This window comes from Cohnella luojiensis (genome assembly GCF_004564235.1).
In the GTDB taxonomy this organism is placed as follows: domain Bacteria; phylum Bacillota; class Bacilli; order Paenibacillales; family Paenibacillaceae; genus Cohnella; species Cohnella luojiensis.
This window is the reverse complement of the sequence record NZ_SOMN01000020.1, coordinates 14605-37319: the sequence shown is the minus strand read 5'-3', so window position 1 is coordinate 37319 and position 22715 is coordinate 14605. Positions and strand designations below refer to the sequence as shown.

At 53.3% G+C, this 22715-nt stretch carries 17 protein-coding genes; all 17 read right to left on the bottom strand.

Annotated elements, in window-relative coordinates; all coding sequences use genetic code 11:
• The 17 genes from E2980_RS14225 to E2980_RS14145 all read right to left on the bottom strand — a co-directional run bounded on the left by E2980_RS14225 (position 1) and on the right by E2980_RS14145 (position 22696).
• Positions 1–909, bottom strand: a complete 909-nt coding sequence (locus tag E2980_RS14225) for a carbohydrate ABC transporter permease (RefSeq protein ID WP_167747130.1) — start codon at positions 907–909, stop codon at positions 1–3.
• The gene (locus E2980_RS14220; protein ID WP_135152847.1) at positions 906–3497 is read right to left on the bottom strand and encodes a DUF5696 domain-containing protein; all 2592 of its coding nucleotides are present in this window, start codon (positions 3495–3497) and stop codon (positions 906–908) included. Before E2980_RS14220 ends, E2980_RS14225 begins: the two co-directional genes overlap by 4 nt.
• A gap of 13 nt (positions 3498–3510) precedes the next feature.
• Positions 3511–5574, bottom strand: coding sequence for a YIP1 family protein (locus tag E2980_RS14215; RefSeq protein ID WP_240703030.1), 2064 nt, complete (start codon positions 5572–5574; stop codon positions 3511–3513).
• Between the two features lie 16 nt (positions 5575–5590).
• Positions 5591–6457: a carbohydrate ABC transporter permease gene (locus E2980_RS14210; RefSeq protein ID WP_135152846.1), complete on the bottom strand. Its 867-nt coding sequence runs from the start codon at positions 6455–6457 to the stop codon at positions 5591–5593.
• Positions 6458–6462: 5 nt separating this feature from the next.
• Positions 6463–7335: a carbohydrate ABC transporter permease gene (locus E2980_RS14205; RefSeq protein ID WP_240703038.1), complete on the bottom strand. Its 873-nt coding sequence runs from the start codon at positions 7333–7335 to the stop codon at positions 6463–6465.
• Between the two features lie 92 nt (positions 7336–7427).
• A complete protein-coding gene (locus tag E2980_RS14200; RefSeq protein ID WP_135152844.1) occupies positions 7428–10349 on the bottom strand; it encodes an extracellular solute-binding protein in 2922 nt (973 codons plus the stop codon).
• Positions 10350–10437: 88 nt separating this feature from the next.
• Positions 10438–11856 carry an ABC transporter substrate-binding protein gene (locus E2980_RS14195; protein ID WP_135152843.1) on the bottom strand — a complete coding sequence of 473 codons (1419 nt, stop codon included), beginning with the start codon at positions 11854–11856 and terminating at the stop codon, positions 10438–10440.
• Positions 11857–13327: 1471 nt separating this feature from the next.
• The gene (locus E2980_RS14190; RefSeq protein ID WP_135152842.1) at positions 13328–15043 is read right to left on the bottom strand and encodes an adenine deaminase; all 1716 of its coding nucleotides are present in this window, start codon (positions 15041–15043) and stop codon (positions 13328–13330) included.
• A gap of 62 nt (positions 15044–15105) precedes the next feature.
• Positions 15106–16170 carry an ABC transporter ATP-binding protein gene (locus E2980_RS14185; protein WP_135152841.1) on the bottom strand — a complete coding sequence of 355 codons (1065 nt, stop codon included), beginning with the start codon at positions 16168–16170 and terminating at the stop codon, positions 15106–15108.
• A gap of 40 nt (positions 16171–16210) precedes the next feature.
• Positions 16211–16999 carry an ABC transporter permease gene (locus tag E2980_RS14180; RefSeq protein ID WP_135152840.1) on the bottom strand — a complete coding sequence of 263 codons (789 nt, stop codon included), beginning with the start codon at positions 16997–16999 and terminating at the stop codon, positions 16211–16213.
• Between the two features lie 4 nt (positions 17000–17003).
• Complete coding sequence (locus tag E2980_RS14175; protein WP_135152839.1) at positions 17004–17825, bottom strand: ABC transporter permease; 822 nt, start codon at positions 17823–17825, stop codon at positions 17004–17006.
• A 146-nt stretch (positions 17826–17971) separates the two neighbouring features.
• Positions 17972–18901 (bottom strand): nucleoside hydrolase, encoded by a 930-nt coding sequence (locus tag E2980_RS14170; RefSeq protein WP_135152838.1) that lies wholly within the window; start codon positions 18899–18901, stop codon positions 17972–17974.
• A 25-nt stretch (positions 18902–18926) separates the two neighbouring features.
• The gene (locus E2980_RS14165) at positions 18927–20048 is read right to left on the bottom strand and encodes an ABC transporter substrate-binding protein (RefSeq protein ID WP_135152837.1); all 1122 of its coding nucleotides are present in this window, start codon (positions 20046–20048) and stop codon (positions 18927–18929) included.
• Positions 20049–20216: 168 nt separating this feature from the next.
• Complete coding sequence (locus E2980_RS14160) at positions 20217–20588, bottom strand: DUF2294 domain-containing protein (RefSeq protein WP_135152836.1); 372 nt, start codon at positions 20586–20588, stop codon at positions 20217–20219.
• Positions 20589–20706: 118 nt separating this feature from the next.
• Entirely contained in the window at positions 20707–21555 is an 849-nt protein-coding gene (locus E2980_RS14155; RefSeq protein ID WP_135152835.1) for a lipoate--protein ligase family protein, read from the bottom strand.
• Positions 21556–21607: 52 nt separating this feature from the next.
• A complete protein-coding gene (gcvH, locus tag E2980_RS14150; protein ID WP_135152834.1) occupies positions 21608–21997 on the bottom strand; it encodes a glycine cleavage system protein GcvH in 390 nt (129 codons plus the stop codon).
• 18 nt (positions 21998–22015) lie between these two features.
• Complete coding sequence (locus E2980_RS14145) at positions 22016–22696, bottom strand: L-serine ammonia-lyase, iron-sulfur-dependent subunit beta (RefSeq protein ID WP_167747129.1); 681 nt, start codon at positions 22694–22696, stop codon at positions 22016–22018.
• Positions 22697–22715 lie beyond the last annotated feature (19 nt).

Here is a 22715-nt window from a genome sequence, read left to right as displayed (position 1 = left end):
TTAATCGTAGTAAAATACTTTTCTGGAAATCAGACCGACGGAACCGGCTAGCACGACCGCAACGACCATAAAGAACACCCAGGACATGGCCGAGCTTAATCCGAAATCGAACAGCTCGAACGCCGCGGAACGTATTACCTCGTTTAATTTGCTCGTGCTGAACGAATCGATAATCGAATAGACCAAATTCGTCAGCATAAGCGGAGTCATAATCGGGAACGTCACCTTCCAGAAAATCTCATAACCCGTTGCGCCCTCGATTCTTGACGCTTCGTACAGGGACGGCGATACCGATTGAAGCCCTGCCAGGAAAATGAGGATTTGCACGCCGGAGGAGCTGATGATGTCATAGATCCGGTCGACCGCTCCGGTCAAATAATTGACGAATATCGGAGCAAAGCCCGAATCGAGCAGCATCTTCTTCAGCTCGAAGCTCTTCATCAAGCTCTCTTGCCCGGCGCCGGAAGCGCCCGAATCACCCATCGACATCCCGCCTACGAAATAGCTGATGCTGACCGACGCCGCCGCGCTGGACATGAGAATGACGGGCAGGAAAAATACGGCCCTCGCGAAAGCGCGCCCTCTGAATTTCTGGTTAAGCAGCACTGCCGCGAACAAGCTGAAGATCAGAATAATCGGAACGTTCACGACCATGTCGACGATGGACTCCGTCAGCTTTCTCGGAAAATCGGGATTCGTCGTAAACAGGCTTACGAAGTTTCCGATGCCTTTATAATTTACTGTAAACCCGCCCTCCACCAGATCGATCGAGCTCAGGCTGTACCGGAACGATTGAATAAGCGGCAAGACGAACAACAGAATAAGACCGATAATCAACGGAGAAGCGAACAGAACTCCCGTCCAGGCCTTCTTCTGCTCAAGAGACAGCCGTTTCCTCCACAATTTCATTTCGCACCTCCAGCGGAAGCGCCGGCCGCCTGCAGATTGTAGCCTTCGGGAGCCAGCTCCATGCCGTCCACCGACACCGCTTCCTCGTTGTAGTTGACGGTCACGGACTGCCCGTTCTCGTATACGGTTCGGTATACGCCTTCGGCAAGCTTGCTGTGGCCAATGATCGTTTGATCCGCGACCTTCGACAATATACCGTCGGCTTCCCGGTAAATCTGTACCGCCTCGTCAAGCCATCCCTCGTAGTTAGCGGAATACAATCCGTTCCTATCCGTGTCCTTAACAACCGATGGCTCCCGATAGAACCATTCGTAATAAATATTCGACCCGGTTTCCAGCGCCTTGAGCAAGGATAGCCGGGGGTTCTGGCCTCTATCTGTGTTGAAAGGAAGACCGGCCATCTGCACATAACCATGAAGCGCGATTTGATAGAATGGGACATCTTCGTCCGTTAGGTTCATCCCCGAGCTGCGGGTTGGAGCATGGACGACAATATCCGCGTAAGGGATCGAATAAGCATTGCCTCCGCTGACCATAACTGAGCCGATTGCCCGATTTAATTTTGCCAGCTCGCCTTCAATCACGCCACGCGCGTTTTGACGGTCGATCGGATGGTCCGGCGAATAGTCGGAATCGACTTGATTGCCCAGATCATTCAGCGAAACGCCGCCGCTAACCAGCTTCGGATACCGCTGGATGAAGCTGCTTACTATGTCCGGCACCTGGGTTGCAGACACGACATAATGAGAGAATCGGCTTAGATCCTGCGTATTCATGACGGGATCGTATTCATAGATTCTGGCTTTGCTATGATTCAGAAACTCCGCTGCTCCTGTCTTTTTATCCGCCTCCAAGAAGGAGACATCCGGATAGAATCCGATTTGCCGGCTTTGCGCGTATTCCGCCAAATCCTTCAGCCCGCTCTTCCCGCCAAGCGCACCGATCGGACTTGTTTTCCTAGGAGAGGCGTAGCGGATGCCGCCATTAAACCATTCTACATATCGCAGCACAATCGAGGATACGCCTCGATCCTCCAGCATGCCAAGCAGCTTCTTCGCTTCGCCGTACGTCGTTAGCGGTTCAGTCGCGTTGTAGTGTATCCCGAGAAACGATTTATCCCGTTGAAATGCGCCGTGAAGCTCCATGATAAACGGCGATGCCTTCTGCGCGGGCAATCGCGTCAAGCCGGAGCTTTGAACCAGGTACTGCCGGTACATCTTGGCCATTCCGACATAATCGGCGGAGGAACCTGCCGTAAAAGCGTAACGAATGCGGATGTCGCCCTTATAGGTCTTGGATTGGAACATCGGGACGGAGCTGGTGCGTTCACCCGAGTTAAGCGTATAGTAATCCATATTGACGAGATGATATTCGCTGGCTACGCTGTTGTACTGGTGATATCGCCCGCTCACATCTGCAGTCACAGTTGCAAGCGCATCGCCTTTCTCGATGATCCCGACGAAGGCGCGATCGTTCTGCTTCATGCCGAACACCGGAAGTCTGGATGCTTCGTTGCTCTGTATCTTTTCCTTTACGACAATGGTGCTGTCCTCCCCGTATAGCGGCATTCGGTAAGGCTCAGCTCCGACCTTTCCGTTGTTCAGCCGGATCAACGCACCGGAACCGTCGGGAACGAACAGATAACCCTCCTTGCCTTCATCCGCAGCGCCGAAATATTTCAAGACGCTCAGAGCTGCGATTGGATTCGCTTTAGGATACTGCACCTCGTCTACAGGGATAGTAACGACGAATTGATCCTGCTCAAGTGAATAGACAACCGGAACCGTAAATTGGATGTTATCCCCGCCGTCCTCAGAGGCAGCGGTAATACCGTTCGCCGCGTTGTCTTCCGCCGCGTCTTCCTGCGTATATCCGGCTTGCCGCAATAATCCCAGCAGCTCTTGCGCAACGAATTCCTTCAATTCGCGAACGACGTATACTTGTTTCGTCTCGTCGTATTTGAATTTGTACAGCAGCGATTTTTTGACATCCTCATCCTGCAGACGGCTCAGGATCTTTTGTTCCATCCGCTCCTTGCTAATGATCTTAGGGATGCCGTCCTGAGCAATCGCCGCTTTACCCATGGAATATCGCACTTCGATTTCGCCATCCTTCCGGCTGATCTCGAACTGCTTCAGCTTTACGCTGTCGTCGTAGCTGTTGTAGGCGGACAACTGACCTTTGTCATTGTAGTAGCTTACCGTCACCTGGGAAGATAGCTCGGACTTGTAAAGCGGCGAGGCAATAGGGTCTTGCTCGCGCTCCGGCGGATTGGAAAACCAGACGTAGTCGCTTCTCTTGTCCTTAACGGCCACTTCGGCCGTCTCGTTATTGACATATAGAATTAAGAATTCGTTCTCGGCAGCTACCTCCATCAAGCTCAAAGCTGCTTGCTCTTCCGCGGAATTGGAGCTTGCCGCCCCACTCTGTCGGTCCGAGAGTATACCGATTGTCTGACCGGATGCGATGCCTGCTTGGCTCGGCATAACCTCATCAACGCCCGACTTCCGCAATCCGTAGAACAACCCTCCCGCAAGGAGGATACAAGCCCCCGCGATACCGACGATCTTCGTTCGCGTTCTTGTCATGACCTCCCCCCCTTTACCATCTCAACGCTAATTCGCGATAGAACGACATTACAAAGTTAATGACTTGCTGCATCATGCTGAAGAAAAGAAGACCGAGGAACAGGATGATGCCTATGACGACAAGCGTCAGCGCCATTGTAGAGACTGTCTTAAGAGGCGTATATTGATGGACCGTCATCGTTCCTACGAACAATAGCCAGAAGGACCACAAGTACGCTGCCGAATCCAACAAATAATAAAACGCGCTCTCGTCTACCGTAATCAGATTGCTGTAAAGCGTCTGCGGCAATGAAATGACGACAAGAGGCATTAAGGCATATCCCGTTGCCGTCAGAATTTCCTTGAATTTTCCTTCCCCATCCATCAAGGTCGTCAGCGACCAGTTGGCAAGGCACCATAACACGAAAGGCAGCAGAACGAATTTCAACTCATTAATGCTGTTAAGCTCTGCCAAATTATTGTAGTTGACCACGAAACCGCTGAATTGCCGCTTTAAGATCGTAAACAGGGCGAGCAGCACCACGATCAGCACGGCCAGCTTGACGCGACCGACTTTCTCGAACTTCATTTCCCAGAAGCCCTTGTAGGGATGAATCATCGTGTAGAACGGGTTTTTCAATACGCCGACTTCCACGAAATGCCGCCCGGCCGTTCGGCGCTTCGCCAGCTTCATAGCTGTGTACGCCGCCGCAATGATCAGACCGATACCGAGCACGATGTAACCAAAATTATCATAGACCGCATCTTGACGATACCTCTTGAATGCTTGGGAGTAATATTCGCGGTTGTTGCCCAGCTTGAAGTATGCCATGGCTTCCTTGTTGTCGCCCTGCTTCAATAGCGATTTGCCGATACCGATGTACGCCACTTCATAATTGCTGTTCAGCTTCAGAACCTGCTCCCAAGCGGCAGTAGATTCTTCGACTTTGCCCGCATCCAAATTCCGGACGGCCTCTCGTATGGCGCTACCATATTTCGTCGGCCTGAATAGGGTCAGACGGCTGTAGTCTTTATCGAGCACGACGATTTGATCGCCGAGCATGGCAATCGCCGAAGGCGTACGGAACAAACCCGCCTGGCTTCCCAGATTGCCGAATTCATACAACAGATTGCCGTCCTTATCATAGGTAAAAATACGCCCTCTCTTGGAATCGAGAGCGCTGTACATCCCCGCCTCGTCTTCCGTCACGTCTACGAAGATCGAGCTGCCGGGTTTGCTGCCGGTCATGGAAACGCGAATGTCTCCTTTTGGTGGAAAATAGCCCTTGCTGCGCAAGATATCGACACCAGACACGTTCATATGCTTGATCGGTTGGCTGCCGTTTTCCTCCGATGTCGTCGTGTAAATAAATCCGTTGTCTTCAATAGAGAGGTTATTGAATTCGATCGGAATGAACTGCTCCATCTGGCTGCGCTGAGCCTTCGTGGAAATCCGCTTCCACAGCAGATCCAGGGGATTGAACCGAACCCGGTTCGTACCGATATAACCGGTAAAGACGCCATCCGAATCGAATTCCATGATCCCTTCGTAGGAACCGCGGCTGGCGACATACACCTGTCCCGCCTTGTCCGTCGCGAGCTTGATCGGGGTAAATTGAAAGCCTTGACGCAACAAAGTCGATTCCGGCGCGCCGATCTGCTGGAGAAACCGGCCATCAGCCGAAAGCCGCACGACTCTGCGATTCAGCGTATCGGCCACGTAGATGTCGCCATTCGGGGCGGCGAATACCCCTTCCGGCCCATTAAATTGGTCCTTCTTGCCGCCTCTGTCAAACTCGGATATCGTCCGCAGCACCTTAAACCGGTCATCCATGACGATAATCCGATTGTTGCCCGTATCGGCCAAATAGATTTTGCGATCCTTGCTAATATACAAGTCCTGCGGGGAGGACAGCTTGCCGAGCGACAGATCGCTGCCGTACATCGTTCTTACCGGCTCGTAAGCAGCGGGCGCCGGATTCGGATCGCCCCAATAAGAATAGGTATACCCAGTGTCCGCCTGTGCCGATGCCGGAGTCGCCGTTCCTAGCAGGACGGCTAATATGAACAGCGCCAGTATGCTTGTTCTGGAAATCAAAGGCCGTTCCCCCCTGCTATTCTTTCATACCCGAAGTGGCCATCGTCTGAATGACGCTGCTCTGCGTGACGACAAAAACCACGATCGGAACAAGCATCATAAGAAAAGTGACGGCTGCCACCGGACCCGTGCGCGCGATTCCGCCGCTTGCGATTTGACCGAATACGTAATCGATCGTCTTCAGCTGCTCGCTATAAATGTATTTGTGGCTCGTTACGGAGCTGTTGGTCCATAGGACTTGCAGCGAGAAAATAATGAGCGTCAGCCACGCCGGTTTGACGATAGGCATAACGAGCTGCCAGAAGATGCGATACTCGCTGGCCCCGTCTATTTTACCCGCTTCGATCAGCTCGTCGGGCAGCTGCTCCATGAATTGCTTCATCAGATAGATGCCCAAGGTCGAACCGAAGGCAGGCAGCAAAATGGCCCAGTACGTGTTCAGCATGCCTAGCCACGAGATCGTCATGTAGTTCGGAACTTGGGTCACGTACGAGGTGAACATGAGCGATAGGACGACGATGCTCATCATCATCGTTCGTCCCGGGAACTTCAGCTTCGCCAGCGGATAAGCCGCCGCCGAAGCGATGATGACGTGCCCTCCCGTACCGACTACCGCCACGAACAGCGAGTTGAACAAATAACGGGAGAAGGGGACCCAGGAGTCGGAGAAAATATCCGGCAATATCGTAAAGTTAACAAACGTCGGGTTGCGAACGAAAAGCTTCGGAGGAAACGCGAATATTTCGTCCAATGGCTTAAAGGCATTGCTGATCGTGAACACCAGCGGGAACGCCATGAAGGTTGCGATACCGGCAAGCAGGACGAGCAGAAGAATGTCGACCGTCCAGGAGCGGTTCAGTCTTTTTTGGATAACCGCCTTCATCCTTCCTACTCACCCACTTTCTTTAAGAACTTCTGCGTCAGAACGTTGGTCATCATCATGATCATGAATAGCACGGTGGCAATCGCCGATGCGTAGCCCATGTCGAAGCGGATCGTTCCGTAATCGATAAGATGGGTGACGATCGTATGGCCCGCGTAATCGACGGTAGGAAACCCGAGCAAGTAAATCGATATTTCCGCTACCGCGAAGGAGCTCGTAATTTGGATAATCGCGCCGAACATCAATTGCGGCCTCATCGCCGGGAGCGTGATGAACCAAAGCTCCTGCCAGCGGTTGCGAATGCCGTCGATAGCCCCCGCCTCGTAAAGGGTGCGGTTGACGGTTTGCAATCCGGCGATGAAAGCGAGGAAAGAGGTTCCGAGACTGAGCCACAGCTGAACCAGGATCAGAATGCCCAGTACGTATCTCGTATCCTGCAGCCATTGGACCGGCTCGAGAACGAATCCCCAGTTCATAAGGAAGGAGTTGATATAGCCGTAAGAGTCGCCGGAAAACATCAACGCCCAAATCATGTACGTATTACCCGAGATAGACGGCGCATAGAGCACCAGCGTCAGCAAAGCGCGCGGCTTCGGAGGCAGCTCGTTAATGATCCAGGCGAAGAAAAAGCAGGCCACATAACTGATCGGACCCGTGATCGCGGCAAAGAGAAGCGTGTTCTTCACTGCGACCAGGAAGACGTCGTCCTTCACCAGCAGTCTGGCGAAGTTATCGAACCCCGCCCAGCTCGGCGGCTCGAGCATGTTGAAATGCGTAAAGCTCAGCAGAACGGACATGACGACCGGAACAACCGTAAATACGGCGAAGATGAGGAAAAAGGGAGCCATCAGCACGTAGGCATGCTTGCTTTTTTTCATCTCTGCGAACAATCGAAGAAATTTCCTCTCCCCTCCCGGGGAGGGGGCGTCGACCGAATGTGCCTGTGCCTTTTGCTGCATGATGATCCCCCTCATTCCCTGTAAGGAAGCTTGAACTCTTTGCGTTTAATCGTAATTTCGTCGTTAATGTAGTTAATATAGTTGTCCAAGGTCTCGCGCGGGTCATCCCCTTGGACGACGACCCGGCGGAACGCATTGTCCAGATGGCGTCCCGTGAAATAGCCGCCTGGTACTTCTGGAATTCCGCGCAGCCAATGGATTTGCTCCTTCAGCATCTTATAATCCTTCGTCGGCCATGGCAGCTGACCAAGTGCCTCAAGATTAGCAGTCGGGTAGCGGGCGGATGTACCCAACCTAATTTCCATTTGCCGTCCGAAGTCGATTTGAGTCTCTTTGCTGGTCCACCAATCAAGAAACTGCCATGCCGCATCCTTGTTTTTCGTTTTCTTGAACATGACGATCGCCGTCCCTGTTCCCGCGACTTCCCGGTGAATCGTGCCATCGGCTCCGAGAACGCCCGGAACCGGCGAAAAGCTCCATAAACCTTTGATTTCCGGCGCGAACACGCTCAGCTTGTTGTAATCCGTATAATCCGAAATCCCGATCGGCATCTCGCCCGTGCGAAACCGGTTCGCGAAATCGATCTGCAGCGGAAGCTTGTAGTTGACGTAGAGCTCCGTCCACGCCTTGAACGCCTTCATCGAGGTTTCGGAATCAAGAGCGCTCGCTTGCTGATCGTCCGCGTAGAACCGTCCGCCGTTCTGATACAGCAGCAGGCTGAATAGCGGATTAGGCGGAAGCGCCGCTACGCCCGGCGGGTCGATCAGCTTGCTGAAGCCGAATTGCAGGTTATGCTTCTGCAGCGTGGGAATGATCTTATATAGGTCGTCCCACGTTTGCGGAATCTTCAGCTTCAATTCATCCTCCAGAATATCCTTGCGGTAGAACATGACAGGGAACGTCTGCTGATCGGGAAGGGCAAACGTCTGGCCGTTAAATTCATAGGGTGTCACTATGTCAGCGGCAAATCGATTCTTCACTTCTTCGAAACCTGGGAAAACGGACAAATCCTGCAACGCGTCGCGGCTCGCATAGCTGACCGGCACGTCGTTCGTTACCGGAAGAGCGACATCGGGACCATTGCCCGCAACGGTTGCGGACAGCAGCACATCGCTCGCAACCAGCTTCAGATTGACATGAATGCCGGTCTTCGCCGTAAAGGAGCTGTCAATCATCTTCTTCAGCACCTGGGCTTGATCCCGACCGGACGTAATCCATACCGATATCGATTGGGAGTCGCCGGAATCTCCGCCATACTGGTCGTAATCTTCATAGAACGAAGCGGCGAACGATTGCATGCCGCTGGTCATCTTGGTCCAAGTCGATGCTTCCGCTTTCGGAAGCTTCATATCAGGAGACGCCAACATTAAATAATCGATCGTCAGCGGTTGTTCGTTCGTTGTCAGCAGCCACGATCCAAGCCCGCCGACATTGCCCTTGAAGGAATCGATTCGCGACGGAACCGTATCCGGCCGTTCAGCCATATCCTTCAGCTGGAAGGCTAGCGTTTTCAACATGGCCGTTCGATCGCTTCCCGAGCCTCCCGACCCATCGATATAGCTGGCCACTTCATACAATAGATCGCTCTGCTCCCGGAATACCTTGGTCATCTCTGGAATGCGCTTTTCCAAGTCGTAATCCCTGAACGGGTCCGGAACCGTTCCGGTATAGCTGATGAGCTTGCGATACATCGCGTTCAAATCCAGGATGCTCGACTGAACGGTTCGCAGCGCTACGGCCAGATCTCCCAGTGTAACCTCCAGGCGAATGCGGTGCTTGCCCTTCGTAAGGTAGAATAAATACGGGTTGTCTCCGTCTATTCCAAGTACGGTCGTTTTCCATGCGCTGCCGTAAGGAAACCCGATCTGCTTAGCCTCTTCGAACGGCACATTCCCGTCGATGGTCAGCTTGCGCAAGGACGAGAAACCCCGCAAATAATTTTGCCTGTTTTTCACCGCGAGATTGTACAGCCCGTCCGCAGGCGCTTCAACCTCCCACTCGATCCACTGGCCCGGAATTCTCCAGCCGTAACCTCCCATGGCGTTATTGCGGATTTTGGATACGTGAAAAGGTTCGATAGCCGGATTGGACCGGTCGTTATAGGGCAGCAAGGATGGCGAAGACTTGAAAGCCGCCGCTTCTCCCTGAACCTTCACCAGAGCCTTTGACGCCGGTTCATAACCCTTGTTCTTATATAAATTCACCGTTTCGTCGTAGCTCGGCGTTACTTTCGGCATTAACAGTTTAATGAAGTCGATAACCAAAGGCTCTTTGATGGAAGTCAGTTTCAACGTATGCTTGCCTTTACTCATATAAAAAAGATAAGGATCCGTATTATAGCCGCTTTCATCCTTTAGGACGATATCCTGCCACTTCTGCACTTCGACCTGATCGGGAGAAAGATCGTTGCCTTGCCCGTCCCGTTCGACCTGATCGGTCTCGTTGCGCCATATTCGATGAATAACGAGCGACTTCGCTTCGGAGAACGGAGATACGCCGTCAATGGCAAGCTCCCTTTCGATATCGGAGCCCTTGCCTTCGACGTTAAAGTAACGAATGTCGATATTATAGAAGCCTTCCTGCTCTACATGAAAGCTCCAATCGATAGAGCCTTCTTCACCGGTTTTAACTGCCTTGCCCTGCAAGCCTTCGTACCGATTCAATATTTCCGGTTTCATGCCGACGGCCGAGCTGTAAGCTTCCCCTTCGATTAACACTTCACCTTTAGCCGGCTCCAGCTCTGGGTGCCGGGTCAAATAATCCAAGTAGCTCCCTTTGAGAACCGGGCTGTTTAAGACAACCCCGCCGTCCGGGAGATTATGCATGTTCGCTGCTGGCATGTCGGGTCGCGCATTGAGTCGTATAATGCTAATGGTTAGAGCTGCGGCTGCAACCGCCAGTAATGTCAGGAATTTTAGCGATGGACGCCGCATAGGACCTTCCCTTTCTAAATAGTACCCCTAATCGCCATACGAGCTCCTCGGAGATTAGGGGTACTATTTATGTAGAAATAGTTAACTGTTACTTAGTCAGCAGCTCGTTAATCTTGCCTTCGAATTGGCCTTTCGCCTTGTCGACGGCAGTCGCGGGAGCGACCTTGCCATCCGTAACATCCTTAATTACAGCCTGGAACAAATCATTGCCCGTCGGAATTCCCAGATAGCCGCCGGAATATTGCACGCTGTCGTACATCTGAGTGCGAGTATCGACCATTTCCTCCGTTGGGAAAGCCGTTTTATAGGCTTCGATCGCCAGCTCGCGGGCTTTGGACTTCAAGCTGATTTCGTCCATGATTTTCATGGCTGCGACCGCGTTTTTGGACTGCTTCACTGCGAAGAACATGTTGCCGAATGGCGTGTACGTGACATATCCGTCGCTCTTCGGAGCTTTCGGGAAAAATACGAGACCCAGCTTCTGATCCTTCATGTTTGTCAGCAAGTCGCCGATGTTCCAGCTATAGCCGGCAACCATGACGCCTTTTTGCGAGACGAAATCCTTGAAAGGATCTTCGGGATAAGGCTGTTCGATCGATTTATCGACATTATACAAGTCGGATACGAATTGCAGCGCCTCGATAGCATTCTCGCTATTCAAGGAATACGCGACGTTGCCGCTTGCATCGCGGTCGATCGCGCCTTTATTCGCGTAAATGAACTGCTCGGTAATCCGCGGGATACCATCCCATCCGCCGGTTAAGCCCCATACGTCGGTTTTTCCGTCGTTGTTCGTATCCTGAGTCGCTGCCTTCATGAATTCGCGGAATTTATCCCATGTCCATTCTCCGCTCTTCTGAAGCTCGTAAGGATCTTCTAGGCCAAGCTTTTCAACCAGCGACTTGTTGTAGATCAATCCGTATGGAGACGGACCTCCATCATAGTAGCCGTATTGATGGCCGTCGAAGCTTCCTCCCTCTTTCATCCAGGTCGTATATTCGGTTGCATCCGACATATCGATCATATCGTCGATCGGCAAGATGAAGCCCTTCTTGACCATTTGAGGGAAGGCATGGAACAACTCGAGAGCTGCCACATCGGCGAACGGTTCGCCGGAAAGCGCCGTCGTCGTAAAGTTTTCCATATATTTATCGTAGTCGGCGAACTTGACGAATTCGATCTTGCAATTGTACTTTCTCTCGGCGTCCGCGATGAGCTGAATTTGCGTTTCCTGGCTCGGGCCGCGGTCGGCTTCGGCGATTGCGCGCGGGTCCATGTCGAACCATGAGCCGATCTTGATCGTAGCGCCTTGCAGATCGGTTACGGCTTCTTCGGCCGGAGTTTCAGATGCTGACGCAGAAGGAGCAGGAGTAGCCGCTGGCGTTTCACTTGCCGATGAGGTTGCGCTTGGTTCTGTATTGCTGGAGCTGGAACAGCCTATTACGAAAATAACAACAAATACTGCGAGCAATGCCGCGATCCAATTGCGTTTTGTCCGTATAAACATATCGTGACTTCCTCCCCTTAACTTGAAAATGAACAAAGCTTCAACCCGAATCCAAGTGCTTTCCGCCTCCGCCGGAATGGTCCCCCTCCGATCTACTAAGTATAATCAATTAATTTGATATACCATTAGATATAATCAATAGTATACCTTTTTATCATTTTCTATTACATTGTATATTCAATCCCATAGAGTGTAAAGTATTTCTATATCTTTTTTAACTGTTATTTTACGATAAAGCGATTACATTGAGAGGGTTTCCAATAATTTAGAATAATATGATATATCATATTTGGAACTTTTATCGATATTTGACTAAGACTCACGTATTTATGATATATACATGTAAGATCAGTCTCTGTGGAAGTCGAGCGTTGTCTATCAACATTAAACCATGAAAGCGCAGCCAACGGACATAGTCTTATAGGATTAATATTTATCGGCATTAGTTAATTGCGGGGAAAGTAAGGGGACTAACACAATATCTAGCTATCCAACTACAAAAGTTGAACTAAAGGTTCTTGAAAGAACTTCCAGTTATTACACGTAGAATTGAAGCAGAGATCCGAAAGAAAGTCACGGCCAACCTATGAAGATAAATTGATCGCCTTGTAGTAAGCAAATACGCGAGGCCCAATGGAAAAATCCGCTTAGATTAGCCGATAAAAACAGGGTTGCAGGCAGGTCAGTGATAGGTCGCCAAGTCCACCTTTCTTTTCTAGTTGCAAAGCTAACTAAGCCCCACCGTACCGACTCCGACATTTAGTTCGACTAAGGCTAACTACGAGACGACACATCGACTCCGAGCACCTAATTAGTTCGACTAAAGCTAACTACGAGACGACATATCGACTCCGAGCACCTAATTAGTTCGACTAAAGCTAACTACGAGACGACACACCGACTCCGAGCACCCAATTAGTTCGACTAAAGCTAACTACGCCCTACCGCGCCGACAATGAGGACCAATTTAGTTTGATTAAAGCTAACTGCGACTCACCGCGCTGACTCCGAGCACCCATTTAGTTCGACTAAAGCTAACTACGAGACGACATCGACTCCGAGCACCCAATTAGTTCGACTAAAGCTAACTACGCCCTACCGCGCCGACCCCACCGACTCCCTGAGGCCCTTCGCCGACTACTTACATGAACGGGCTGACGGGTATGCTTTCCATACTGATTTCGCCATTGCCGCCTGAGATATTGTCACTCCTATACTTTAACGGAACCGTAATGCTTGCAAGGCCGGTAAAGTCCGATGGACTGCCGGTCGAAGGAGCGTTGAGCAAGGAGTGATCTTCATCGTTGACCGTCAGATGCAGTTTTCCCTTGCTCTTCCGTTGCGACTTTCACTCCCCCGCCCACGGTGCTATTTTCCGCGGAAACTCCACGGAGCCATGGGGGTCGAACAGCGCAAACCCATGCGTCACCAAGAGGCGATATTAAACTATATAGGCGATTCGAAATGGATTTTACTCTCTCCCTACCAGCAACGGGACAATCTTCCCCGCATTCACGTCGATCAAGCCGTGGTCGGTGATTTTGAGTGCCGGACTGACGGTAAGGGAGTGGGTGCTGATGGACATTATGGGATTGTAATGCACATAACCCAGCGTCAGCATCGCCTCGCGAAGCTCCTTTACCTTGCGGGAGGTGACCTCAAGCGGCTCCTCGGTCAGGATGCCGCCGACGGGAAGCTCCAGATGCGAGAGCACTTTGCCGTCCTCTACGACGCAGAAGCCGCCTTGGCTGCCGATGACGGCGTTGGCCGCCGCGGTCATATCGTTCGCGTTGCGTCCGACGACGAGAAGATTGTGGTTGTCGTGGGAGTAAGTCGTCGCGATCGCTCCGCGTTTGATCGTGTCGCCGCCGATCAGGCCATAGGCCCGGTTGCCGTTTACGCCGTATCGCTCGAAGGTGGCAATGAGGGCATGGCCGCTCTCTTCCCAGCGGATTTCCCCGCCCCTGCTCTCGACGGGCGAGTGCTTCTCCTCCACGAAGGTCGAACCGTCCTTCACGATCATCACACGGAACTTATGCGTACCGTCCTCCGCCTCCGTCGCAACCGTAAAGTCCGCGTCCGACAGCGGTTCAAGACGGACGCTTGAATAGAAGGAGTCCGGGAATTGGCCCGACGACGATACCTGGGCGTACTCGCTGGCCGCGTCGTACACTTTGCGGCCGCGTTTGTACACCTGCTGAATATCCAACTTCTCGGGATCGGACACCAGCACGAGATCGGCGATTTTGCCAGGAGCGATGCTGCCTCGGTCCTGCATTCGCATTCGCAACGCGGGCGTGTAAGTCGCCGCGTATATCGCGTCCTCGGGACGCATCCCCATCCTTATCGCCTTGCGAACGAGGTGGTCGAGATGGCCGTTTGCCACGAAAGTATCGGGCATGACGTCGTCGGTGACGAAGCAGAAACGCTCCGCAACGTCGTGGCTGTTGAAATAATCCATTAACTCTGGCGTCATCGATTTCTCCTGAATTTCTATGAACATCCCCGCCGCGATGCGGGCCTCAAGCCCTTCGATGCTCTGATGGGTATGATCGGAGCCGACGCCGGCATGGATGAGCCGATGCAAATCCAACCCCATCACCTTCGGGACATGTCCTTCAATGATAAGCTCGGGGTAGTTCGATTGAACATGGCGCAGAATGCGGTTCGTTTTGCAATCCGGATCCCGGATCACGTCCACGTAGTTCATGATCTCGCCGAGACAAATGATTCCCCCGCCCTGCATCAGCTCGTCGATATGCGGAATGTCGATGGACCCGCCCGTCGTCTCCATCGGGGTCGCCGGAACGGAGCTCGGGATCGCGTAGAACATGTCCGCTTCGCATTCCCGGCTTGCGGCTATCATTTCCTTGACGCCCTCCACGCCGAACACGTTAGCCATCTCGTGGGGCTCCGGCACGATCGTCGTGACTCCGCAGCGGATAATTCCGTAAGAGAAGGTAGACGGCGTTACCATAGAGCTTTCGATATGAAGATGAATGTCGATAAGTCCGGGAATCAGGTATTGCCCTTTACCGTCAACGCATTCGGCAGCCTCGAACAGCTCGGGCCCTCCGGGGCCAACGTACAGGATTTTTCCGTCCGCTACGGCGACATCGCCTTCATGGAACGTTTTATAATAACTATTGAACACCTTCACGTTAGTAATCAATTGATCTGCAATCATGGGTTCAAAGTCTCTCCTATCCTGGAAAATCTAGTCCCGGCCAATCGCGGGTAAGTCCGCGGCTAGTCGACCAGCACCAGCTTGTCGGGCGGAAACTGCAGGGTGACCGATTGGCCGCTGTAAAACGGCTTCTCCATCTCCTGATTGGCCGTGAATGGGCCGAGCGCCGTCTCCACGACATATTGGTAGCTCCGGCCCAAATACGTGCTGACCTTCACGATGCCGGGCAAAGAGCCGACTCTGGCCGGCCCAGCCTCGCTCCCGGCCGTGACTACGAGGTCGTCCGGACGAATGGCGCCTTTGAGCGCGCTTGGGTGATTCGTACCCGGATTGCCGACGGCCGCGAACAAGCGGTCGCCTGCCCGCAGCGTGATGACGCCGTCTGATTCGGCGCGCTCGGCGAAATTCACGAAGTTATGAAAGCCGATGAACCGCGCTACGAATTCCGTTGCCGGGTATTTGAAGATCGTTTCCGGCCTGTCGATCTGCTCGATCAGTCCTTTGTTCATGACGGCGACCCGATCGGAGATAGAGAAGCATTCTTCCTGGTCATGGGAGACGTACAGCGTCGTAATGCCGAGCTCCTGCTGGATGCGGCGGATTTCCACGCGCATGCCGGAGCGCAGATTCGCGTCGAGATTGCTGAGCGGCTCGTCGAACAGCAACAGATCGGGCTCGATGACGAGCGCCCGGGCGATGGCTACCCGTTGCCTCTGTCCGCCCGACAGTTCTTTCGGAAACCGCTTTTCGAAGCCGCCGAGACTGACGACTTCCAGAATGCGTCCCACGCGGGTCTTGATGTCGGAATCTTTCAGCTTGCGCATCCGCAGCCCGAACGCGACATTGTCGAAAACCGACAGATGCGGGAACAGGGCGTAGCTTTGAAACACGATGCCGAAGTTCCGTTTATTCACGGGCCTTCTCGTATAATCTTCGCCCGCGAAGCGGAACGTCCCCTGCTGAGCCTCCATGAAGCCGGCGATCAACCGCAGGGTCGTCGTCTTGCCGCAGCCGCTCGGCCCGAGCAGGGAGAGCAGCTGCCCTTTTTCCACGTCCAGCTTTAAGTCCTTCAGAATCGTCTGGCTTCCGTAAGCGACCGAGACGCTATCCAGCGTTAGCAGTGCCATAGCTTATCAGAGCCTCCTTTGCCGTAATGTTGAATCAAATTCACCGCGAGGTGAAATGGGACAGTCCCATCAAACGCTCGATCAAGAACATCATCACGCCAGTCATCACCATGAGCAGTACGGATATCGCGGCGATGGTCGGATCGAAATGGTTTTCCACGTACGTAAGCATCTCGATCGGCAGCGTACTGACTCCCGGGCCCGTCATGTAAACCGAAATATCGATATTGTTGAACGACTCCAGGAACGCGATCAGCATGGCCGCGATAATGCCGGAGCGGATGTTGGGCAGAACCACCTTGAAGAAAGCCTTCATTCGTCCCGCGCCCAGACTGAGTGCCGCTTCTTCGACGGCGAAGTCGAAATTGGATAGGCTCGAAGCCACGACCCGGACGATGAACGGCAGCATAATGACGACGTGCCCGATCAGCAAACCGGTATACATCGGCAAATGGTACACGACGATCAAATATTTCATTAACGTGAACCCCAGCACGATGCCGGGAATCAGAATCGGCGAGAGAAAGATCCCGTTGAGCAGCTCCTTCCCCCGGAAGGAAGACCGGCTGAGCGCATATGCCGCGGGAATGCCCAGCAATAGAGCGAAAGCATTGCCGAGCAACGAGATGGCGATCGACGTCTTGAACGTGCGAATAAAGCCCTCCACCTTGAAAATCTGTTCGTACCAGCGGAGAGAAAAGCCATGCGGCGGAAATTGAAGAACGATCCCCGGCTCGAACGAAGTAGCGAATATAATGAGCAGCGGACCGAGCAGAAAGACGAAGACCATCAAGCTGAACAGGCCCAGTCCGAAATGTTTTTCCCGCATGCTTCTACCCCTTCGGATTGAATTGATGCGTCGCCCGGTTCATCAGACCGACGACGATAAAGGTGATGGCAATCATGATGACGGCGATAACCGAAGCCAGAAACCAATCATTAAGCGTCATCGCGTTCTGATACAAGAACGTGGAGATCACGCGCTGTTTCCCGCCGAGCAGCGCCGGGGTCGTATAGGCCGTCAGGCTGCCGACGAACACGATTACCGCTCCGATGACAAGTCCGGGCAAAGCGAGCGGAAAGACGATTCGGGCGAAAGCGGACAATCGGGATGCCCCAAGGCTTTGCGCCGCTTGGACAAGGTCCGTATCGATGTTCTCCAGAACGCCGACGAGCGATATGATCATGATCGGCAGGAACAGGTGGGTCAACCCGATAACGATCGCCGTAGGCGTATACAGAATATCGAGCGGCTTCTCCGCCAGGCCTAATCCCACGATGACGTCGTTGATCAGCCCTTTGCGGCCGAGAATGATCATCCAGCTGAACGATCGGACGATAGGGCTGGTGAGCAGGGGAAAGATCGCTATCGCGAGCAGGATCCCCTTGCTCCGCGCCTTCTTCCTGGAAATGTAGTAAGCGGTCGGAAAACCGAGCGCCACGCACAGCAGCGTCGTGATCAAGCTGATTCCGACCGTCGTCAGCAAAATCTGGTTGAAATACGAATCCTCGAAGAAGTGGGCATAGCCGCTTAGCGTCAAGGAGCCGCCGCGATAGAAGGTCGAGCCGATCGTAAGCACGATCGGTACGACCATAAAGATTCCCAGAAAGAGAAGTCCCGGGAGAAGCAGCCCGTACAGCACGGATTTTTTCATGACACAACTCCTATGCTTGACTCCTTGCCTGTTGCCAGGCGGCGGGAGAGATATTCGATATCGGGAAAATAAAAGAATCGGCGTCCAGCGCGGACGGGTTATGAACGCCTCTGGACGCCTGTTCATAGACGACTGCTTACAAAATCTTAGAGATTCAATGTCATTATAAATCTCTCCAAAAAGCGTTCCGAATCAACCTGCTCGCAGACGCGCACGTTCGGCGGCTGACCAAGCCGGTTCAGAACATCGCATACCGTCTGGCCGTCGCATAGCCGGCTTGTCGTTTCGACATCGACGTAATAATCCTTCGCGTCCACGAGCTCCGGCCAGATCGCCGCGCCGACGGCGAGCGGATCGTGCAGCGCGCAAGCGCGCACGCCGTTGACGAACTCGTAACGATCGATATAGATGGCCGTGCTCTCTTGAACGTAACTGCGGATTGCCGGTTCGGTCAGAAGCCCGATATGGCTCTCCGTCAGCAGCGCCCTTCGCGTGACATCCAGACCGACCTGGGTCAGGCGCTCGAATCCAGCGTGTACGACAATTCTTGCGGCCTCGGGGTCGGCGTAGATGTTGTATTCCGCGGTAGGCGTCACATTGCCGGGTCCCCGTACGACGCCCCCCATATAAATGACTTCCTTAATATGGCGGGGCAAGTCCGGGCATTGCTGAAGCGCGATCGCGAGGTTAGTGAGCGGCGCCGTCATGATAAGCGTCAGATCGCCGGAATACCGCAGCGCCGTTTCTACGATAAAGCTCGGACCGAAGCCCGACTCCGGACGTTTCCCCGGTTCAACGCCGGAAAGCGCGCCTCCCAAACCGTCGGAGCCGTGGACCCGGTGCTCGTAGTGGGACTTGCGAATAAGGGGCGCTGAGGCTCCGGGATAGACGGGGATATCCGTCGCGCCCGCGAGCTCCAGGATTTTGCAAGTATTCAATGTCGCCTGCTCAAGCGATACGTTGCCGCATACGGTCGTGATGCCCTCGATCTCAAGCTTGCCGCTCTTCACGGCCAGCAGAATCCCGAGCGCGTCGTCGATGCCGGTATCCACGTCCAGAATGACTCGCTTGCTCACTTTGCCATCTCCTTCCAGCCGACTGTTAGTTCGCGATTTCCTTGTTCCAGCGATCAGTCCAGTTAGCCATGTTTTTATTGACGAGCGCCATATCCAGCTTATTCAGCTTCTCGATTACGTCGGCGCCGTAAGTAACGCCCCGGGCTTCTTCTTCCGTCAGTTGCACGTCCTTATTGACGGGGGAGTCGATCTTGGCTTTGGCGGACTTCTCCTGCACTTCCTTGCTCAACTGCCAGTCGATGAATGCTTCGGCCAGCTCCTTGTTCTTCGAACCTTTCACCACGTTGAGGGTGTTCATGATGGCATAACCGCCTTCCTTCGGCTTGACGAACTTGGCGCCGGGAACGGCCGCTTGCAGATCCTTGAAGTAAGATTCCATGATCGGTCCGCCGGCGATTTCTTGCTGCGCGAACATGTTCACGAATTCGGACGTCTTGCTGTAAAATTTCACGACGTTGCCTTTCGTCTCGGCAAGCTTCGAGAAAGCCGCATCTTCGTTGAAGGCAGCGTTGCCGGCAACGCGGGAGGCGACGTCTACGACCATAGGACCGGCCGTTCCGGTTATGTTCGGCAAGGTAAGATTATTCTTGAAGCTAGGGTCCCAAAGATCGCTCCAAGAGGTCACTTCTTTCTCCACCATATCGGGATTGTACGCGATACCGAGTTGGCCGACCGTGTAGGCGGGACCGTAGTCGGCGCCGAGCGGCGCTTGGGCAATGCTGAAAATGTTCTGAATGTTCGGGATTTGCGCCGGATCGATTTTCTCCAGCAAACCTTCGTCAATCGCTTGCTGCGCGTAATAGTCGGAAAGGTAGATCACGTCGATCTCCGAGGTGCCTTGACGAATTTTGTTCAAACGGTCGGCGTTGTTGCCGGTTTCCAGTACGATCTTAACATTGTGCGCTTTCTCGAAGGGCCCGAATACTTCTTGGTCAAAAAATTCCGGAGAGAAGCCCCATGTCGAGATGACCAGCTTCGCCGGTTCGCCCGACGGCGCGTCCGCAGGCGCGGTCGATGCCGCTTGGCTGCTCGGCGCGCTAGCCGCCGGACTCTCTCCCGCGTTATTCGCGTTGTTGCTTCCGCAGCCGACCAGCATCAAAGTCGCAAGCGCGGTCGCCATCGTAGTGCCTAACCATTTCTTTTTCATCGTTTTTTCCTCCCGTAGTGTTGTTTTTTGAAAGCTATATAAAACAAAAAGAAAAGCGCTCTTGTATAAACAAGAACACTTTTCTTTGTAAACAAAGAAAGTTAGTCGCCCGCTGCCGCTCATTGGATTCTCCGTCAGAATGGATCCGCAGGAAACTCCGCCCACTATTTAATTGTGCTTTGAAGGATCGCTTCGATCGGAATTTCGTAAAATGACGTTCGTTACGGCCCATTGCGTGGCGGAATCGTAATCCCGCAGCACCGCCTCGACCGGCAAGTCCATGTCCGTCTCCAGCTTCTCCCGATATTTCTTCTTATATAGAAGCGACATGCGGAAATCCACTTCCAGCTTCAAGCCGGGGGATTCCTTCTCCATGGCGTCGGAACGCGGGGAACGGCGGTGCTTGGCGATGAGAGTCACGATATCTCCTTCGACGGTCGCTTTAAGGAGCGTCGTGCCGAAGCCGAACAATTCCTTCGAGATCTCATTGTAAATCTGGCATAACCTTTTTTTATTCTCGTTTGTGTCCAAGTGTCTCATGGTTTCACCTTCAAATCCGGTATATCCGAACATTTGGACCGTTAATACTGTTTATTATACCTAAATAATGAGGATTCGACAACCTAAATGTCACATTATCTAACGCAATTCGAGGAAATCACCTTCGAAAATTCCACCCGTCGGAGGCATACTTGTCGATGGATAAGCGCCGAGCCCGCTCCTCCTCCATATCCGATAGCTTGTCCGATACCAACTCGGCCCCGAGACCTTCGGCGAACCCTGCGCGGAATGCGGACTCAAGCTCCGGCAGGGTCACCGGAGACTTATTCTTGCTGCGCATGCAGGCGTTTACCGCTACCGCCTTGTTCTCGAAGACGCGCTTCATCCTGATCTTGGCGCGGTCGTCGGAAAAGCGCAGAACATCGAACAGAAGGCCGGCGTCAAGATCCAGCGGAATAGAACCGTGCTGGAGGATAACGCCTTTGGCTCGCATTTGCGCGCTGCCCGCTATCTTACGGCCTTCGACGACGAGCTCGTAACGCGAAGGGGAGTCGAAGCAGGCCGAAGAACCCGCAGGGCGGGATGCTCCGGTCTCCTCCGCATCATCCTTCGCGGCGTCTACGCCGGTCATGCGGGCATCCAATCCAAGGTTGCGGAAACCTTGAAGCAATCCGAGACTGAGCACGCGGTACGCTTCAGTAATGTTGGCCGGGATGCCCGGATAAGATTCGGAGACGATAATGCTGTATGTCAGCTCGCGGTCGTGAAGAACGGCACGCCCCCCGGTCGCCCGTCGGACGAATCCGATGCCGCGGGAACGAAGCGCCTCGAAATCGACTTCCTTGCTCGCTTGCTGAAAATAGCCGATAGACAACGTAGCGGGGCTCCACCCATAGAAGCGGACGGTCGGCGGAGTCATCCCCTCTTGATGCGCCGTGAGCATCGCTTCGTCGATCGCCATATTTTCCGCGGGTGAACGGTTGCCGGTATGGATGAATCTCCACATGCGCGCTGCCTCCTCTTGCTTGCCTAGATGTGGATTCTTACCGTGATGTCGATTACCCGATGATGGCCTTGTACTTTTCGGCCGACAGAAGCTTGCCGAAAGCTTCCTCCACGCTTCCCTCGACTTCCACCTCCACGATCCAACCGCCTTCATAGGGCTCGCCGTTCACAAGCTCGGGCTGATCCAGCAATAATCCGTTTACCTTAAGCACCTTGCCGGTCACAGGACTGTACAGCTCGGATACGGTTTTGACCGATTCGATCGAACCCATGCTTTCTCCGGCGGAAACGCTCGTTCCCGGCTCCGGGAATTCGACGAACACGATGTCGCCCAGTAGGCTCTGCGCATAATCCGTGATGCCTATTCTGACGATCTGCCCTTCAACCGCCTCTGCCCATTCGTGCTCTTCGCTGTACGCCAAATGCTCTCTTACTTCGCTCATCGTTAGCGCCTTCTCTCTTCATAGAGTATTGGATAAATCGAGCCAATCAATCTGACGAACGTAAGGAATACGTCGAATATTCGCAACTAATCGAGTTGTAATGGGTTTGTCGAGCTCCAGAACGAGAAGAGCATCTCCAAGCTGTCCCGCTCTCTCCAAAATCATGTTTCCAATATTGGAGCCCTCATTTTTCAATACATTCGCGATGTCGTCAATCATGCCCGGCTGGTCCGAATGACGGATGACCAACGTAGGATACCTGCAACTGAATTTAACGGCAAATCCGTTCACTTCAACTACTTCGATATGGCCGTCGCCGATGGAGGTTCCGACCAGGATCAGCTTTCGCCCGTCGTCCTTGGCTTGAAGCAGCAAGCGAATCGTATTCGGATGGAGCGCCAATCCCTTTCCTCGTTCAAAGGAAACCTTCATCCCTAATCGCTCGGCATCCGCGAGAGCGCTGGACATGCGGGGATCTTCAGCAGAGTAATTCAGCACCCCTCCGACCAGAGCCTTATTTGTCTCTTGACCTTCATAGATAGCGGCAAAGGAGTCGCACAGGATAATCACCGCATGATCCGGCGGACCGCCGAGCAACTGTCTGGCCGCGCGTCCGAGCCGAGCCGCTCCCGCTGTATGCGAGTCTGGCGACCCGATCATCGCAAGACCAGAGATGGAAAATTCATCTTTAAACCTCACGTTCTCCATCTCCTCTGCT

Coding starts and splice junctions, on each gene's coding strand:
- gcvH (WP_135152834.1), bottom strand. CDS start 21,997: ATGAGCGAAGTAAGAGAGCATTTGGCGTACAGCGAAGAGCACGAATGG.
- E2980_RS14185 (WP_135152841.1), bottom strand. CDS start 16,170: ATGGCACTGCTAACGCTGGATAGCGTCTCGGTCGCTTACGGAAGCCAG.
- E2980_RS14225 (WP_167747130.1), bottom strand. CDS start 909: ATGAAATTGTGGAGGAAACGGCTGTCTCTTGAGCAGAAGAAGGCCTGG.
- E2980_RS14210 (WP_135152846.1), bottom strand. CDS start 6,457: ATGAAGGCGGTTATCCAAAAAAGACTGAACCGCTCCTGGACGGTCGAC.
- E2980_RS14220 (WP_135152847.1), bottom strand. CDS start 3,497: ATGACAAGAACGCGAACGAAGATCGTCGGTATCGCGGGGGCTTGTATC.
- E2980_RS14155 (WP_135152835.1), bottom strand. CDS start 21,555: ATGTGGAGATTCATCCATACCGGCAACCGTTCACCCGCGGAAAATATG.
- E2980_RS14195 (WP_135152843.1), bottom strand. CDS start 11,856: ATGTTTATACGGACAAAACGCAATTGGATCGCGGCATTGCTCGCAGTA.
- E2980_RS14190 (WP_135152842.1), bottom strand. CDS start 15,043: ATGATTGCAGATCAATTGATTACTAACGTGAAGGTGTTCAATAGTTAT.
- E2980_RS14200 (WP_135152844.1), bottom strand. CDS start 10,349: ATGCGGCGTCCATCGCTAAAATTCCTGACATTACTGGCGGTTGCAGCC.
- E2980_RS14205 (WP_240703038.1), bottom strand. CDS start 7,335: ATGAAAAAAAGCAAGCATGCCTACGTGCTGATGGCTCCCTTTTTCCTC.
- E2980_RS14160 (WP_135152836.1), bottom strand. CDS start 20,588: ATGAGACACTTGGACACAAACGAGAATAAAAAAAGGTTATGCCAGATT.
- E2980_RS14175 (WP_135152839.1), bottom strand. CDS start 17,825: ATGAAAAAATCCGTGCTGTACGGGCTGCTTCTCCCGGGACTTCTCTTT.
- E2980_RS14165 (WP_135152837.1), bottom strand. CDS start 20,048: ATGAAAAAGAAATGGTTAGGCACTACGATGGCGACCGCGCTTGCGACT.
- E2980_RS14180 (WP_135152840.1), bottom strand. CDS start 16,999: ATGCGGGAAAAACATTTCGGACTGGGCCTGTTCAGCTTGATGGTCTTC.